This is a genomic window from Rhizobium sp. ZK1 (assembly GCF_047782645.1).
Classification (GTDB): Bacteria; Pseudomonadota; Alphaproteobacteria; order Rhizobiales; family Rhizobiaceae; genus Rhizobium.
The window spans coordinates 1,412,511-1,427,230 of the sequence record NZ_CP180586.1 but is presented as its reverse complement, the minus strand read 5'-3'; the positions used below and the strand labels follow the sequence as shown (position 1 = coordinate 1,427,230).

General features: G+C 59.8%; 15 protein-coding genes and 1 tRNA gene. 6 read left to right on the top strand and 10 right to left on the bottom strand.

Annotated elements, in window-relative coordinates; translation table 11 throughout:
* Positions 1-124 precede the first annotated feature (124 nt).
* From ACK9YZ_RS07390 to ACK9YZ_RS07370, 5 genes are all read right to left on the bottom strand, one after another.
* Positions 125-1,495, bottom strand: a complete 1,371-nt coding sequence (locus ACK9YZ_RS07390) for an IS1182 family transposase (protein WP_216755122.1) — start codon at positions 1,493-1,495, stop codon at positions 125-127.
* A gap of 104 nt (positions 1,496-1,599) precedes the next feature.
* Positions 1,600-3,096, bottom strand: a complete 1,497-nt coding sequence (tig, locus tag ACK9YZ_RS07385; RefSeq protein ID WP_216757842.1) for a trigger factor — start codon at positions 3,094-3,096, stop codon at positions 1,600-1,602.
* Between the two features lie 187 nt (positions 3,097-3,283).
* A tRNA-Leu gene (locus ACK9YZ_RS07380) sits at positions 3,284-3,368 on the bottom strand.
* 153 nt (positions 3,369-3,521) lie between these two features.
* Complete coding sequence (locus ACK9YZ_RS07375) at positions 3,522-4,112, bottom strand: GDYXXLXY domain-containing protein (RefSeq protein ID WP_416066143.1); 591 nt, start codon at positions 4,110-4,112, stop codon at positions 3,522-3,524.
* On the bottom strand, positions 4,109-5,212 hold the full coding sequence (locus ACK9YZ_RS07370) for a DUF2157 domain-containing protein (RefSeq protein ID WP_416066142.1): 1,104 nt from the start codon (positions 5,210-5,212) through the stop codon (positions 4,109-4,111). The genes ACK9YZ_RS07375 and ACK9YZ_RS07370 overlap by 4 nt, the downstream gene beginning before the upstream one ends.
* Before the next feature lie 855 nt (positions 5,213-6,067).
* Between ACK9YZ_RS07370 and ACK9YZ_RS07365 the strand changes: the two genes are divergently transcribed.
* The 5 genes from ACK9YZ_RS07365 to trmFO all read left to right on the top strand — a co-directional run bounded on the left by ACK9YZ_RS07365 (position 6,068) and on the right by trmFO (position 8,845).
* Positions 6,068-6,214 carry a DUF1127 domain-containing protein gene (locus tag ACK9YZ_RS07365; RefSeq protein WP_003558908.1) on the top strand — a complete coding sequence of 49 codons (147 nt, stop codon included), beginning with the start codon at positions 6,068-6,070 and terminating at the stop codon, positions 6,212-6,214.
* Between the two features lie 294 nt (positions 6,215-6,508).
* Positions 6,509-6,652, top strand: a complete 144-nt coding sequence (locus ACK9YZ_RS07360) for a DUF1127 domain-containing protein (RefSeq protein WP_112568191.1) — start codon at positions 6,509-6,511, stop codon at positions 6,650-6,652.
* Positions 6,653-6,776: 124 nt separating this feature from the next.
* Positions 6,777-7,016, top strand: coding sequence for a hypothetical protein (locus ACK9YZ_RS07355; RefSeq protein ID WP_216757839.1), 240 nt, complete (start codon positions 6,777-6,779; stop codon positions 7,014-7,016).
* A 4-nt stretch (positions 7,017-7,020) separates the two neighbouring features.
* Positions 7,021-7,335 (top strand): hypothetical protein, encoded by a 315-nt coding sequence (locus ACK9YZ_RS07350; protein WP_216757838.1) that lies wholly within the window; start codon positions 7,021-7,023, stop codon positions 7,333-7,335.
* A gap of 76 nt (positions 7,336-7,411) precedes the next feature.
* Positions 7,412-8,845, top strand: coding sequence for a methylenetetrahydrofolate--tRNA-(uracil(54)-C(5))-methyltransferase (FADH(2)-oxidizing) TrmFO (gene trmFO, locus ACK9YZ_RS07345; protein ID WP_216757837.1), 1,434 nt, complete (start codon positions 7,412-7,414; stop codon positions 8,843-8,845).
* Positions 8,846-8,863: 18 nt separating this feature from the next.
* On the opposite strand, the gene ACK9YZ_RS07340 is transcribed toward trmFO, so the two are convergent.
* The 5 genes from ACK9YZ_RS07340 to yajC all read right to left on the bottom strand — a co-directional run bounded on the left by ACK9YZ_RS07340 (position 8,864) and on the right by yajC (position 13,549).
* The gene (locus ACK9YZ_RS07340; protein ID WP_216757836.1) at positions 8,864-9,331 is read right to left on the bottom strand and encodes a hypothetical protein; all 468 of its coding nucleotides are present in this window, start codon (positions 9,329-9,331) and stop codon (positions 8,864-8,866) included.
* A 69-nt stretch (positions 9,332-9,400) separates the two neighbouring features.
* Positions 9,401-10,255, bottom strand: a complete 855-nt coding sequence (locus ACK9YZ_RS07335; protein WP_416066829.1) for a phytoene/squalene synthase family protein — start codon at positions 10,253-10,255, stop codon at positions 9,401-9,403.
* Complete coding sequence (locus ACK9YZ_RS07330) at positions 10,252-10,638, bottom strand: Mth938-like domain-containing protein (RefSeq protein ID WP_216757834.1); 387 nt, start codon at positions 10,636-10,638, stop codon at positions 10,252-10,254. Before ACK9YZ_RS07330 ends, ACK9YZ_RS07335 begins: the two co-directional genes overlap by 4 nt.
* 4 nt (positions 10,639-10,642) lie before the next feature.
* Complete coding sequence (gene secDF, locus ACK9YZ_RS07325) at positions 10,643-13,159, bottom strand: protein translocase subunit SecDF (protein ID WP_416066141.1); 2,517 nt, start codon at positions 13,157-13,159, stop codon at positions 10,643-10,645.
* A 42-nt stretch (positions 13,160-13,201) separates the two neighbouring features.
* A complete protein-coding gene (yajC, locus tag ACK9YZ_RS07320) occupies positions 13,202-13,549 on the bottom strand; it encodes a preprotein translocase subunit YajC (RefSeq protein ID WP_007813582.1) in 348 nt (115 codons plus the stop codon).
* A 208-nt stretch (positions 13,550-13,757) separates the two neighbouring features.
* Here yajC and ACK9YZ_RS07315 point away from each other — a divergent pair, with 208 nt between their 5' ends.
* Positions 13,758-14,630, top strand: a complete 873-nt coding sequence (locus ACK9YZ_RS07315; protein WP_416066140.1) for an ATP-binding protein — start codon at positions 13,758-13,760, stop codon at positions 14,628-14,630.
* Positions 14,631-14,720: the final 90 nt, after the last annotated feature.

Genomic DNA, 14,720 nt, shown 5'->3' with positions numbered 1-14,720 from the left:
ATGCGGCAGGGCTTCAGACCGCTGACAAACCCGTCGATTTTGTCGGCGGTTTTTTGTCGGAACGCCCGGTGAAGTGACGTTTTGCCGATGAGGTTGGTCTGATGAGAATTACGGCTGTCTGGCCTTATCCCCAGGCTGGCTTTGGGGTCTTGGTCAGCGCTATGGTGATCTTCTTGATGTTCTGGGCGGCAGCGGCCAGCAGGCATTGGCAGCGGACTCTGACGAGGCCTCGGAAGCGGGCGTAGCGGTGGCCGTGAAGTTGTTTGGCGTCGGCAAAGGAACGTTCGACGGTCTCTTTTCGCCGCTTATAGATTGCCTTGCCCCAGGGTGTCTTTCTGTTGGCATCTGTTCGTTCTCGGGCGTCTTGCCAGACATGGCGGGTGATGGTGCGCTCAGCCTTGGCATTGGACGTGCAGGAGGCAAGCAGCGGGCAGTTTCGGCAGATGGCAGGATCGGAGCGGTAGTGCTTGTAGCCGTTGCGGTCGGTGGTGGCATAGGTCAGCAACTGGCCCTCGGGGCAGCGATAGCCGTCCGTCTCGGGCTCGAACACGAACTTCGATTTGCGCATCATCCCGTCCTTGGGTGGGGTGGGATTGCGATAGCCGGTGACGCCGAGGATTTTTCTGTCCTCCAGTCCCTTGGCGATGCCTGATGTCGCATAGCCCGCATCGAGCCCGACCGCGCCGACATGCAAGTCGAAGCGGTCGCGCTGCCGGTCCAGCCGCTCCAGGTAGACGATCGAGTCATGCACATTGGCCGGCGTCACATGCGTGTCGGTGATGATGGCATGGCGACCATCGACGGTCCGATGATCGAGATAAAAGAAGCCCTTGGGCTTGCCGTCGCGCACCATGTAGCCGCTTTCAGGGTCGGTGCGGCTGACCTTGGTTTCCTTCACCTCGGGCTCGCGCGCCTTCTCCTTCAGCGGCTTCTGGCCATGCGCGGCCCGTTCGGCCTCGATCGCCCGGTCAAGATCGGCCCAGTAATCGGCCCGCGATTTCTGGAGCATCTCAAGATCATATTTGCCCTTGTTGGCATTGGCCTTCAGATGCGTGGAATCCGTATACAGTACCGTGCCGTCGACCAGGCCGTGCCGGATCGCCTGCTTCACGATCGCATCGAAGATGTCCTGGACCACGGACGTATCGTTGAAGCGGCGGCGACGGTTTTGCGACAGCGTCGAGGCATCGAAGACCGGCTCAGTCAGCTTCATCCGAAGGAACCAGCGATAGGCGACATTGACCTCGATCTCGCGCACCAACTGCCGCTCCGAGCGAACCCCGAACAGGTAGCCGATGAACAGAGCCTTGAACATTAAGGTAGGATCGAGCGGCGGACGCCCGTTGTCGGCGCAGTAGAGCCCGGCAACACGATCATGGATGAAGGAAAAGTCGATCACCGCATCGATCTTGCGAAGCAGGTGATCCTTCGGCACCAGGCTGTCGAGCGTCACCATCTCGAGAGCCGTTTGTTCGGGAGCAGGTTTCTTCAACATGTCCCAGTGAATCACAAACCCCTGGCTGTGGCCAGGGGTTTGTCAGCAGTCTGAAGCCCTGCCGCATGCGGCAGGGCTTTTGAATTTCGGCAGGAAAGGGCCGATTACTCGGCGCTGTCTTCAGAAGCCTTCTTCTTCGGAGCTGCCTTCTTCTTCGGAGCAGCGGCTTCTTCGCCTTCAGCGGCTTCGGCAGAAGCCTCGGCCTTGGCAGCAGCCTTCTTCTTCGGTGCGGCCTTCTTGGCGTCGGCCTTGTCGGAAGCTTCGCTTTCTTCGTCGGCGAGCAGCTCTTCCTTGGTCACCTTCTTGTCGGTGACGTCGATTTCGGTCAGCAGGTGGTCGATGACCTTCTCTTCGAAGATCGGAGCGCGGATCGAAGCGGCGGCACCCGGCTGGCTGCGGAAGAACTCGAGGATCTGCTTTTCCTGGCCCGGATACTGACGCAGCTGTTCATAGATCGCGCGCTGCATTTCGTCTTCGCTGACTTCGACGCCGGCCTTTTCGCCGATCTCGGAGAGAACGAGACCGAGGCGGACGCGGCGCTCGGCGAGCTTCTGATATTCTTCGCGGGCCTTCTCTTCGGTCGTGTCTTCGTCTTCGAAGGTCTTGCCGGACTGGGCGAGGTCATTGCTGACCTGGTTCCAGATGCCGTTATATTCGGCTTCGACGAGCTTGGACGGGGTTTCGAACTTGTACAGTTCGTCGAGCTGATCGAGAATCTGGCGCTTCAGCTTCTGGCGCGTCAGCGAACCGTACTGGGATTCGATCTGGCCACGGACGATTTCCTTCAGACGATCGGCAGATTCGAGGCCGAGCTTCTTGGCGAGTTCGTCGTTGATCTCGACATCGGCCGGAGCGGCAACTTCCTTGACGGTGACGTCGAAGGTGGCTTCCGCACCAGCGAGGTTCTTCGCCGGATAATCGGCCGGGAAGGTTACGGTGATGGTCTTCTCGTCGCCAGCCTTGAGGCCGACGAGCTGGTCTTCGAAGCCCGGGATGAAGCGGCCGGAGCCGAGAACCAGTTCAGCGTCCTGATCGGTGCCGCCATCGAAGGCAACGCCGTCGACCTTGCCGACATAGTCCATCTTGACGCGGTCGCCGTTGGCAGCCTTGCCCTTCTTTTCAGCGTAGTCGCGGGCGCTTTCAGCGACCTTCAGAACCTGCTCGTTGACTTCGTCGTCGGAGATGTCGACGACTTCGCGCGTGACCTTGATGCCCGTGTTGGACTTCAGTTCGATCGGCGGGAGAACTTCGTAAGACAATGTGAATTCGAAATCCTGCTGGGCGGCGAGGATCTTTTCCACTTCGGCCTGGTCTTCCGTCATGTCGATTTCCGGCTGGGTGGCCGACTTTTCGCCGCGGCTGGACAGGATCTGGGTCGGCTGGTCGCGGACGATCTCGTTGACGAGGTCGACCATGACGGACTTGCCGTAAAGCTTCTTGAGATGACCGGCCGGAACCTTGCCCGGACGGAAGCCGTTGATGCGAACCTTGTCCTTCACGTCGGCAAGGCGCTCGTTCAGCTTGTTTTCCATGTCCTTGGCCGGGATAACGACCTTGATTTCGCGCTTCAGCCCTTCAGCGAGCGTTTCGATAACCTGCATGTCTTCCTACCTTCATTTCAGTGGCGGCCGTGCCCAGACGCCGTTCGTTTCGGTGAGCACGACGCCGGCCAACTGCCGCGCGTGGCTTTTTCTCAATTCCTGTTCGTTCCGTTCGAAGCGGAACAGCACTCGCTTTCCGGGTATCCGGGACAACCAAGTTCCAGTCCTCCCGCCCTGCAAGGCAGCTTGGTGCGGGTAGAGAGACTTGAACTCCCACGCCTTGCGGCACCAGAACCTAAATCTGGCGTGTCTACCAATTTCACCATACCCGCGTTCGCAAAACCGCATGCATATGCCTGCGCATGAGGCCTTCCGGAGCGCGCGTCTCTATATCACCCGATTTAGAACAGGCAAAGGAAAAATGAACGGCAAATGACAGGGATTTTCGGGTAAAAGCGCGCCCCTACCATCACTCGTCTCGCCTCTCAGTAGAGCGGCTCCTCGTAGGCCGGCTTACCGTCGACGACGAGGCTGCGGATCTGCGCGGCACCCGAGGACGAAACGCTGGCGGCAATCGAAACGACACCCTCGTTGCGGGCCTCCTCGAGCGGCTTGCCATTGCCTTCCGGCACGTAATAGCGCTCGATCCCATATTCGACCCGGATGGTTTCGCCGCTATCGGGACCATAGCTGTAGAAAGGCAGGCTGCGCATCACGACTGTGTCTGACGCTGCCGGCAATTGCTTAAACGACGATTCGACAATACCCCAGAAGCCGTCCGGCTGGCGCCTGAGACGCACCCAGAGCGTCTGCTCGCCTGCTCCTGCCGGAATGCCGCCTGTCACTGTCGAGACCGGGACGGAAGATATGTCGTAATTCAGCACCACATAGTCGCCACGCAGGAAGTCACGCGGGTCGACCGGAGCCGTCTTGAGCAATACCTCGGTGCCTCCGGCCAGAATCGAAGCGCGGCTCTGGATGATATAGCCAAGGATTAGCGTCTGCAGGCCAGCGGCCAGAATCGCAGCGATAATGTAGAAGCGGGTGGATTGCGGTCTTGCAAAGGCAGAGCTCATGCGCGTTCCTTCACTCGACCTGCCGAGAAGCGTTTTTCAAGGCGGATGACGACCCAAGCAACGGCTGCCACCACCAGGCCGGAAAACAGGAAGAGGCTCGATGTGCCGAGGATCGTGCCAACCGTCACCGAGGCCAGATAGAGCATCTCTGCGGCGAAAGCGCCGTAGGCCAGGTAGCGTACAGCGCCATTGTTGCGGCCATGCAGCACAATCGCCACAACCGCAGCACCCAGCGTCAGCAGGCCAAGCAGAACCATGCGCCCGCCTTCGTCCATTTCCATATGCAGCAAGAACAGCCCCATAATAGCGACGACGAAGCTATAGAATGCCGGAGCGGCACCCGCCGTTCTCACGAGTGTGGAAATCGGGCGGAGGGGCAAGGCTGTCAGCAGGAACGTCGCCATGCCGAGAACTGCGAAGGCGATCGCCACGGAAATCTCGTCAAAAAGTACATAAAGCCATGCGAGCCAGCCGATTACCAACAGATAGGCGAGATGGCGGGCGAGATCGGCGCCCGTAAAGTGCACCAGCCCGAGAATAACAGCCGCCATCACCAGCGGCGCGTAGGGGCCGAAGCCGACCCAACGCGTATCGTAATTTTCAAGGTATACGGCAAAGGAGGCCCAGGAGAGGAAGCCGGCGACAACTGTCACCGCAGCCGAGCGGAAAAGGATCGCCGAAACAGCTGCAACCGCAAACCAGAGATACATGACCGTCTGCTCGTCGCCTGAGAGATGATACATCTGGCCGATAAGGGAGATGGCGCCGCCGAAGCTGAGGGCACCGATGATAAGCAAACCGTTAGCGGTCGCCAGCGCACCACGTACAAAAAGAAGTGCGGCACCGATATGAACCGCCCAGATGAGCGCCAGCATGAGACCTACGCGCACGAGGCGCGGAATGTACTCCCAGTTCGAGGCGACGAGCAGCAGCAGGGCCGCGCCAAGCAATATCGCCGCCAGCCCCATCAGCACGCGGCCGAGGCTGAAACTCGCCGGGCGCGCGTCATATTCGCCCAGCAGCGTCTCCGCCGTCTTTTCCTCGAGCAGTCCCTTCTCCACCCAGAGCGAGAGATCCCGCTCCAACCTGCCGCGATACATGCCCTACCCCGCAATGATCCGCCATATTCGGCTGACGCATTTATAGCGCAGGATCGGCGCACGGAAACGTCGACATTTGAAATATGCAAATTCCTCACTGGTCTAAATTGGGGCGGCCGTTAACGAAACACTAACCGCGGCATTGCTAATATATGATCACCGCAGAAAAGGCATGCATTAAACGCATAGCCCTCATGATCATATTGCACTGCAAAAAGACCAAAAGTCATACTATTTACCTGTTTATCGAAGCACGGGGATGGCGCCCCGGCCCGGGTTACCGGATGCCCGCGGACCATTTGGCCGTGACGAGATTCGCAGATGCGCACTCCTCCTCCCAGCGCCCTGCGATAGACTGGCAACACTCCTCCTCCCAGTTGCCAGTCACCATCATGACGCCCACCGGATCCTCCCCCGGTGGGCGTTTTGCTTAATGAATGATTAAACGATTAGCACCCTGCCCTTCCGAGCCTTCGCGAGAATCAAGGTGAAGCATTCGTTTAGCCGCGGCAGAGAGCCAACGACACGGCTGTCGAAGCTCGATCAACGACCAGTTACCAGGATGTGGCGAGGAAGGCAGCAGCGGGAGAAAAGGCCCTTCGCGGGTATGGAAGCTGGCCAAATATCTATCCGTGAAAACCGAGAGGCTGAGAAAAAATCATTCTGCCTATTCGTTGACCAGAAAATGGCTAAAGCGTGTGAATCTCGGCTCTAGCCCTGCGAATCACGCATAGGTGGCTTGAAATCTTGGCTCTGTTAGTTCTTCGCGTCGCAACATATATTCCGGTCATCAAATAGAGGTCAGCGCCGAAGACAGGCTGCTGGCAGGATCAAACCCTAGGAAAGGGGATTAACATGAACTTCTCTCGCTCCTTCAATAACTGGCGCAAGTATCGTCAGACCGTTACCGAACTCGGCCGCATGACTAACCGCGAATTGCATGACCTCGGCATCGACCGTTCGGACATCCATCGCGTTGCTCGCGAAGCTTCTGCCCGCTAAGTACGGGTAATCGCTGCTCCTCCCAAGCAGATTACCTTCCCAAAACGCCTGCTGCCTCCGCAGCGGGCGTTTTCTTTTTGCCTATCGGTCGGATTGCCGTAAAAGTTGCGGAAGCATTAATTCTTGGCCCGCTCAAAAATCGTGCTCTGCATAATTAGCGAGCATCAGATTGCACAATTGCATAGCAGACGCCTTTTATTTGCACTGCACAATGTCGATGACCTCGATTATATAGATGTCAACCGCAGAGACAGCGATCCCGCTGCCTGCACAAGACATCTGAGGAAAAAGATCATGAACCCGATCCGCATTGCAAAGAGCTGGATTAGCTATCGCCGCACGCTCAACGAACTTGGCAACCTGTCCAACCAGACGCTTGCCGATATCGGCGTCAGCCGTTACGACATCCGCAACATCGCATCCCGCTCGTTCCGCTAATACATCGAGCGAACCATTCTCCAAGACGGCGCCATCAGGCGCCGTTTTCGTTTTTGGGCTTTGCTCTTTCTTTATCGGAACCCTACTGCCTTCCGTCAGTTCTCCTTCACGAAAGGAGACTATCATGGCAAATCGACTCAATGCCGGCTTTACCGGCCAGCCGGCGAACAAGCCCGAGGGCATTCGAAAGACTGCGTTGAACACCGCCTCCGCGGTCCGGCGCGAGGTGCAAGCCGTTGCAACGGGTGCGGCCGATCATCCCCATACCGCCAGCTCCGTTGTTGTGGGTATCGGCGTGCTGGCTTTCAGCATCGGCTATCTGCTCGGTCGCCAATCAGTCGAGACCAGCCGCTTCTGGAGGTGACATCATGGCCAGAACCATTTTCGAAAAAGCAACTGACGATGCGCGGGCGGAAGACAGCCCGTCCGCCGACGCACGTCGGCTCGAAATTGCGGACCAAACCTCCCGGGCGCTGAATGCCCGACGTAAGGACGCTCCATCACCAAAAGGTGAGATAGACACCTTCAACGAACATACGGAAGAAACGACCTCTGACGATCGCCCCAACCTTGCCGCGCAACGCGAAGCGGCGCGGGAACATGGCGACGCCTATGTGGTCGATGCCGATCTCGAAGATGCTGACCAGCGCGAAGCATCGCCTGGAACACGAGAGCAGAGCTAATCACGCTGCGGCGCCGGCAGGCGCCGTTTTCGATTCTATTGTTGGATCGCATGTGCTGGCGTGATATCAGCCGCCAATGACCAACAATCCCTCCTACTCCCCTATCCATGTCATCGGCGGCGGGCTGGCCGGCTCTGAAGCTGCGTGGCAGATCGCCAATGCCGGCGTTCCTGTGATCCTGCATGAAATGCGCGGCGTGCGCGGCACGGATGCGCACAAGACCGACGGACTTGCCGAGCTTGTCTGCTCCAACTCCTTCCGCTCGGATGATGCGACCAGCAATGCCGTCGGCGTCATCCATGCGGAAATGCGCATGGCCGGTTCGCTGATCATGGCGTCGGCCGACAAACATCAGGTGCCGGCCGGCGGCGCACTCGCCGTCGACCGCGATGGCTTCTCCGATGCCGTGACCAAGGCGATCCACGAGCATCCGCTGATCACGGTCGTGCGCGAGGAGATCTCCGGCCTGCCGCCGAGGGAGTGGGATCTGGCTATTATCGCCACCGGTCCGCTGACTGCGCCATCGCTAGCGAGCGCCATCCAGGCGGAAACAGGGGAGGATTCTCTTGCTTTCTTTGATGCCATCGCGCCGATCGTCTATCGCGACAGCATCGACATGGATATCTGCTGGTATCAATCGCGTTACGACAAGGTCGGCCCCGGCGGCACCGGCAAGGACTATATCAACTGCCCGATGACCGAAGAGCAGTACAATGCCTTTGTCGACGCACTGATTGCCGGCGATACGGTCGGCTTCAAGGAATGGGAAGGCACGCCCTATTTCGACGGCTGCCTGCCGATCGAGGTCATGGCGGAGCGCGGGCGCGAGACGTTGCGGCACGGGCCGATGAAGCCGATGGGCCTCACCAATGCGCATAACCCGACCGTGAAAGCCTATGCCGTCGTGCAGCTCCGCCAAGACAACGCGCTCGGCACGCTCTACAATATGGTCGGCTTCCAGACAAAGCTGAAATATGGTGCGCAGGCTGATATCTTCCGCATGATCCCAGGGCTTGAGAATGCCGAATTCGCCCGGCTTGGTGGCCTGCACCGCAACACCTACATCAACTCGCCCACCTTGCTCGATCCGTCGCTGATGCTGAAGTCACGGCCGGGCCTGCGTTTTGCCGGCCAGATCACCGGCTGCGAAGGTTATGTCGAGAGCGCAAGCGTGGGTCTGCTGGCCGGCCGTTTTGCAGCCGCGGAACGCAAGGGAGAGCCGGTTTCGCTTCCCCCCGTAACGACGGCGCTCGGCTCGCTGCTCGGCCATATCACCGGCGGACATCTCGTCACCGACGAGGAGCCGGGCAAGCGCTCGTTCCAGCCGATGAACATCAATTTCGGCCTGTTTCCGGAGCTTCAACCCGGTTCGATCGTCAAGCCTGAAGGCGTCAAGCGCTTCCGCGGCAAAGACAAAACGATCATGAAGCGACAGTTGATTGCCAAGCGAGCGCTTGCTGATTGCGCCGCCTGGCTGGGGCAGGACGTCAAGCTCGCCGAAAGCGTCTGAGCCTATATTCTGTTTCGACTAATGGCCGTTTGCGGCGGACGAATTCGGCGCAGGCAATTCCTTATCCGGCTCGGCAACATAGTTGCCGAGCAGCCAGAGCGACACTTCCGACGCCTCCTTGGCCGAAGCGAACTCGTAAGTACCATTGTGATAGGGCGCATTGACAAATTCGATGCTCAGGCCCCTGCCCGTTTCGGAAGCAAGAACGCGCACCGTCCCCGGCTCGATCAGATGGCAGGCGAAGTGGCGCGACATGTTGCGCATGAAGCCAGCCTTGTTGTCATGCAGGCGCACGAAGACGGCCTGACCGTCAACCGTCGCCTGAAGCTGGCGGATCGCTTCATTGGGGAATGCGCGACCGAACTCGATGATGGCAAGGCCCGTGTCGTGCAGGCCATCTTCCTTGTTCTGAGCAGCCATGCGCGTCGCGACGAAGGCGAAGAGAATGACGATGGCGAAAAGAACGCACCAGACGATAATGCCCACGCGGATTCTCCGTTTAGAATGGGGTTATGCCTGACATAACGCGCGAGACTTGCGCGAGTTTGACCGTCGTCATATTTTCTTGCGCATACCCGCAAAAGCCATGCGCATCTGGCGACGCCATTGCGGCTCCTGCAGAGAGCCTTCCAAAACGGCGGCACCGCGCTTCTGCGCTTTCACCAGCGCCGGCTCCGCAAGCGCAACCGGCAGGAAGGCCGGCACGATAACCGGCGACAGCGCAGAGGCCCTCGCCTTGGCTAGGTGATCGCGACCGAGCCCGGCAAAAGCTTCGATGGCGGCCGAGATGCGCGGCTTGTCCGTACCAGCCAGGAACGCCTCCCGGTCAAGGCCCGTCGCCGAGAGAACTTCAAGCGGGATATAGACCTGGCCGCGACGTTGATGGAGCGGCATCAGGAGCAGCATGCCTGATATCGCCTGCGCCACACCGGCATGACCGGCGGCATCGGCGGATTTTGTCGCGTCTTCCGGCGAGAGGACAAGGCTCGCAAGCTGGATCAGCGCCGAGGCCGTTTCACCTGCATAGCCTTCCAGCGAGGTGCGGCTTTCCATCGGGTCGTCGTAGAGGTCGAATATCCGCGCTTCGATCATGTTGACGAGCGTCTGGCGCGGAAGCCGATGCGTCTCAACGGCCGTAAGAAGTGCCGCGGCAAGAGGATTGGCCTCGGTCGAACCGTGCGCATTCCCCTCCAGAAGGTCGCGCCAATACTGCATGCGGATCTCGCCGGGCAGCGGCTCGTGGACGAGATCGCGGATGCGGGCGAGCTCGGCATTGAAGGCATAGAGGGCGGCGAGCGCACCGCGCTTGGCCTCGGGCGACAGCAAGCAGGCAAGATAGCGGTCGCGATCGGTATCGCGCAGCATCGCCAGGCTGATATCCTGGTTCGTCTTTACATCGGACATGATCAGACCGCGATCAGGGCGGCGGCGACGGCGCGCTGTTCGGAAAGCATGATGTTGAAGGTGCGCACGGCGGCACCCGTGCTCATCGGATCTGAGGAAATACCGCGCGCCTTGAGGGCGGCACGCAATTCTGCAGGCAGGCGGCGAAGCTCCGTGCCCGTGCCGACAAGCAGCACTTCGATATCGGCGGCTTCATCGAGCACTCCGCGGAAATTCTCCACCGACAGCGGCTTCGTCATGTCCATATCCCAGCCGTGAATGCCCGATGGCAGGCAGAGGATGGAACCACGATGCGACATTTCCGCAAAGCGGAAACCGCCGTTGCCATAGGTGTCGATGGGAGCGCGGCCCGGGAAATGGGCGTCGCGGATTTCAATGCCTTTTGCCATGGATCTATACCGCCGGCTTGCCGGATTTCATGCTGGTGTCGCCCTCGTCCTCACCGTTCGTGTTCCGACGCAGCCGGAAGATGATGAGGACAGGCGCTGCTATATAGATGGAGGAGAATGTTCCGAGCGCAACGCCGAAGAGCATGGTGAAGGTGAAGGAGCGGATGACGGCGCCGCCGAAGATGTAAAGCGCAAGCAGCGCAATCAAGGTCGTGGCGGCCGTCAGAACGGTGCGCGAGAGCGTCTGGTTGATCGCCGCATCGATCAGGATCGGCAGCGGCATTTTCCTGTAGCGCTTCAGGTTTTCGCGCATGCGGTCATAGACGACGACGGTATCGTTCAGCGAATAGCCCACGACGGTGAGCAATGCGGCCACGCTCGTCAGATTGAATTCCATGCCCGTCAGTACGAAGAGGCCGAGCATGATGATGACATCGTGCAGCGTCGCGACGATCGCGCCGACCGCAAACTGCCATTCGAAGCGGATCCAGATATAGACCGGGATGGCGAACAGCGAGGAAAGGATGCCGATCGTCGCCAGCATCGTCAACTCGCCGGAGACGGCCGGCCCGACGACCTCGACGCGGCGAAAATCATAGTCCTCGGCCAGTTCGCCGCGAATGAACGTCGCCACCGATTGCTCGGCATTTTCGCCGCCATCCTGCGAGCCGACGCGGATCAGGGCGTTGGTGGCCTCGCCGATTCGCTCGACGCGCACCGGTCCGAGGTTCAACTCGTTCAGACGGGCACTGAGATCGGCAATATCGGCATTGCCTTGCTTCGCCTTGACCTCGACCAGCGAACCGCCGGTGAAGTCGATGCCGAGGTGCAGGCCGACCGAGGCGAAGGCGAGCATTGCGGCGATGCAAAGTGCCGCCGATGCCGTGAAGACGTAGCGGCGAATGCCCATGAAACGGATATTGGCATGCTCGAACAGGCTTGTCGCGCTCTTCGGCAGATGGCGCGGATGACGCTTCGCCAGCCAGGCCGCCACGAAGCCGCGCGTCAGCGTGAAAGCCGTCAGGATGGTCGTTAGGATGCCGACGGTCAGCGTCACGGCAAAGCCGCGAATGGATTCGCTGCCGACGAAAAACAGAATGACGGCGGCGATGAAGATCGTGACGTTAGCATCGACGATGGTGGCGAAAGCACGCGAGAAGCCGCGCTCGACCGCCTGGGCGAAGGTCGTATGCGGCACCCTCTCTTCTTCGCGGATGCGCTCATAGATCAGCACGTTGGAATCCACCGCCATGCCGACGATCAATACGAGGCCGGCAATGCCCGGAAGCGTCAGCGTCGCACCGGCAACGCTTAGGACCGCAACGATCAGCACCAGATTGAAGATCAGTGAAACGACGGCGATGATGCCGAGCATACGATAGAGCGCGATCATCAGCGCAGCGACGAGCACCACCGCGACAATGCCGGCAACCAGACCGGAGAAAACGGATTCGGAACCGAAGAGCGGGCTGACGGTGCGCTCCTCGACGGCCGTCAACGTCGCAGGCAGCGCGCCGGCCCGAAGCATGACGGTCAGATCCTCAACGCCCTCTTCGGAGAAATTGGCGGCAATCTCACCGCGTCCGTCTGTGATCGGCGCTTCGATGACGGGGCTTGCCATCACCTGATCGTCGAAGACGATGGCGAGATGCTTTCCGACATTGGCGGTCGTTGCCTGTGCAAGGCGCTGCGCAGCCTCGGCATTCAGCCGGTAGACGAGCGCGCTGTCCTGCGTCTGCAGGTCAGTCTTCGTATCGACCTCGGCAAAATCTGCGCCTGTCGCAATTATGGAGCGATCGACGAGATAGGGGATCGGCGGATCATCCAGCGAATAAAGCACCTGCGATGTCGCGGGCCAGCGGCCGGCGAGCGCCTGCTGGCCGGTCATGCTTTCATCAATCAGATGGAAGGAGAGGGCCGCAGGCTCGTTCAGCAGGTTCTTCAACCGCTCGGCGTCGACGGAGCCCAGCACCTGCACGGCAATACGGTGGTTCCCGTCAGGACGAACGGTGAAGTTCTCCCTTCCGAAGCCGGCGATGCGGCGGGCGACGATAGCGAGGGAGCGCGTCTGTGCCGCGACCGTATCGGCATCAATCGCCTTGTCGGAGATCTGCAGCGTCAATTGGCCATCATTGCTCTGCTGGAGAGCAACATCGGCCGATGTCAGCGATTTCAGAAGATCGGCGGCAGCCTGAATCTGGGCCGGATCGGTGACCTTGACCGTCACCGTCTGGCCGGTTCCGGTGAGCCCGGTATAGCGGATGCCGGCACCACGGAGCTTGTCACGAACGCCGGCGACCGTTTTTTCGAGCCGGTCCCGGATGATATCCGAGCGCTCGAGGCGAAATACGATGTAGGAGCCGCCCTGCAGATCGAGACCGAGGGTGATACGGTCCTGCCGGACCCACCCTGGCAGGGAGGAAAGCTGCGCCTGGCTTAGAAGATTAGGCGCAGCGACGACAATAGCGGCAATCGCGACCAACCAGATCAGAAGTGTTTTCAAGCGGGAAAAATGGTGCATTCTCTCGACTATCTTCCGATCCGGCGGTGTTGCTATCGCATATTATGCGGCGTCAGCCTTGACCGGCTCGCCCTTCACGCGGACTTCGGAAATTCCGGTACGGACGATCCGCACGCGCACGCCTTCGGCGATCTCGACTTCCACTTCCTTCTCGTCGACAACCTTCGTGACCTTGCCGACGAGGCCGCCGCCGGTGACGATCTGGTCGCCGCGACGGATTGCCTTCAGAGTTTCCTCACGCTTCTTGGCCTGCGCACGCTGTGGGCGGATAAGCAGGAAATACCAGACCACCATCAGCGGCACGAACAGGATGATCATTTCGAGGCCTGAGCCGCCGAAAGCACTCGTGGCGTCAGTTGCGCTCTGGGCAAATGCCGGGGTGATAAACATGCTAAGCTCCTCAGGCTGTGGGCGGCGGAACCCCGCCTCTCTTTTCAAGTCGCCGGACTATAGTTGCAGCCTTGATGAATGCAACAAAAACAGCCGGAGACCGTACCGATTCCGTTGCCTCATAACCTTTCCGCTGTGGAAAGGCCATGCTACCCGGCATCAAAAAACGAAAGCGGATTATCGCTGCAATCTATGAAGGAGGCACCCGATGGCCGAGGAAATCAATAGCGTTCTGCTTCAGGAGCTGAAGAGGCTCGCGAATGCGGTGGAGCGGCTGGCGGGACCGGCGCCTGCCGTCAACGACTGGAATGCTGCCGACTGTTTCGTCTGGTCCCCTGCCCGCCAGTATCTGCAGCCTGTCAAGCGCCCTAACCGCGTAGCGCTGAAGCTCATCCGCGGGGTCGATCATGTGCGCGATATCCTGCACGAAAATACCGTGCGTTTTGCCGAGGGCTATGCGGCCAATAACGTCCTTCTCTGGGGCGCGCGCGGCATGGGCAAGTCGTCTCTCGTCAAGGCCGTGCACGAAGACGTGCGCCGCGAGAGTGGCGTATCGCTGAAGCTCGTCGAAGTGCATCGCGAGGATATCGCCAGCCTGCCCACACTTCTCGACCTTCTCAAAGATACGCCGCATCGCGTCATCGTCTTCTGCGACGATCTTTCCTTCGACCACGACGATACCGCCTACAAGTCGCTCAAGGCCGCGCTCGATGGCGGCGTGGAGGGGCGGCCGGACAATGTGCTGTTCTATGCCACCTCCAACCGGCGCCATCTGCTGCCGCGCCACATGATGGAGAACGAGCAGTCGACGGCGATCAATCCGTCCGAAGCCGTGGAGGAAAAGGTGTCGCTCTCCGATCGTTTCGGGCTGTGGCTCGGCTTCCACAAATGCAGCCAGGAAGACTACCTGATGATGATCGACGGTTATGCCGACCACTTCAAGCTCGGCCTCGATCGTGAGAAGATGCATGCCGAGGCGCTGGAATGGGCAACGACCCGCGGCGCCCGCTCCGGCCGCGTCGCATGGCAGTATATCCAGGATCTGGCGGGTCGGCTGCGCATCCATCTCGACCGTGCTTAGACATTCCCAACGCGTGTCGTTATCGCAAACCGAAACGACAAAAGCCCGGTCACCGACCGGGCTTTTGCATTTCCCTGAGACGCTCTACCT

What these genes read in the sequence shown, in the direction of transcription:
- ACK9YZ_RS07390 (WP_216755122.1), bottom strand. Translation starts at nt 1,495, where the DNA reads ATGTTGAAGAAACCTGCTCCCGAACAAACGGCTCTCGAGATGGTGACG.
- tig (WP_216757842.1), bottom strand. Translation starts at nt 3,096, where the DNA reads ATGCAGGTTATCGAAACGCTCGCTGAAGGGCTGAAGCGCGAAATCAAG.
- ACK9YZ_RS07375 (WP_416066143.1), bottom strand. Translation starts at nt 4,112, where the DNA reads ATGAGCTCTGCCTTTGCAAGACCGCAATCCACCCGCTTCTACATTATC.
- ACK9YZ_RS07370 (WP_416066142.1), bottom strand. Translation starts at nt 5,212, where the DNA reads ATGTATCGCGGCAGGTTGGAGCGGGATCTCTCGCTCTGGGTGGAGAAG.
- ACK9YZ_RS07365 (WP_003558908.1), top strand. Translation starts at nt 6,068, where the DNA reads ATGAACTTCTCTCGCTCCTTCAATAACTGGCGCAAGTATCGTCAGACC.
- ACK9YZ_RS07360 (WP_112568191.1), top strand. Translation starts at nt 6,509, where the DNA reads ATGAACCCGATCCGCATTGCAAAGAGCTGGATTAGCTATCGCCGCACG.
- ACK9YZ_RS07355 (WP_216757839.1), top strand. Translation starts at nt 6,777, where the DNA reads ATGGCAAATCGACTCAATGCCGGCTTTACCGGCCAGCCGGCGAACAAG.
- ACK9YZ_RS07350 (WP_216757838.1), top strand. Translation starts at nt 7,021, where the DNA reads ATGGCCAGAACCATTTTCGAAAAAGCAACTGACGATGCGCGGGCGGAA.
- trmFO (WP_216757837.1), top strand. Translation starts at nt 7,412, where the DNA reads ATGACCAACAATCCCTCCTACTCCCCTATCCATGTCATCGGCGGCGGG.
- ACK9YZ_RS07330 (WP_216757834.1), bottom strand. Translation starts at nt 10,638, where the DNA reads ATGGCAAAAGGCATTGAAATCCGCGACGCCCATTTCCCGGGCCGCGCT.
- secDF (WP_416066141.1), bottom strand. Translation starts at nt 13,159, where the DNA reads ATGCACCATTTTTCCCGCTTGAAAACACTTCTGATCTGGTTGGTCGCG.
- yajC (WP_007813582.1), bottom strand. Translation starts at nt 13,549, where the DNA reads ATGTTTATCACCCCGGCATTTGCCCAGAGCGCAACTGACGCCACGAGT.
- ACK9YZ_RS07315 (WP_416066140.1), top strand. Translation starts at nt 13,758, where the DNA reads ATGGCCGAGGAAATCAATAGCGTTCTGCTTCAGGAGCTGAAGAGGCTC.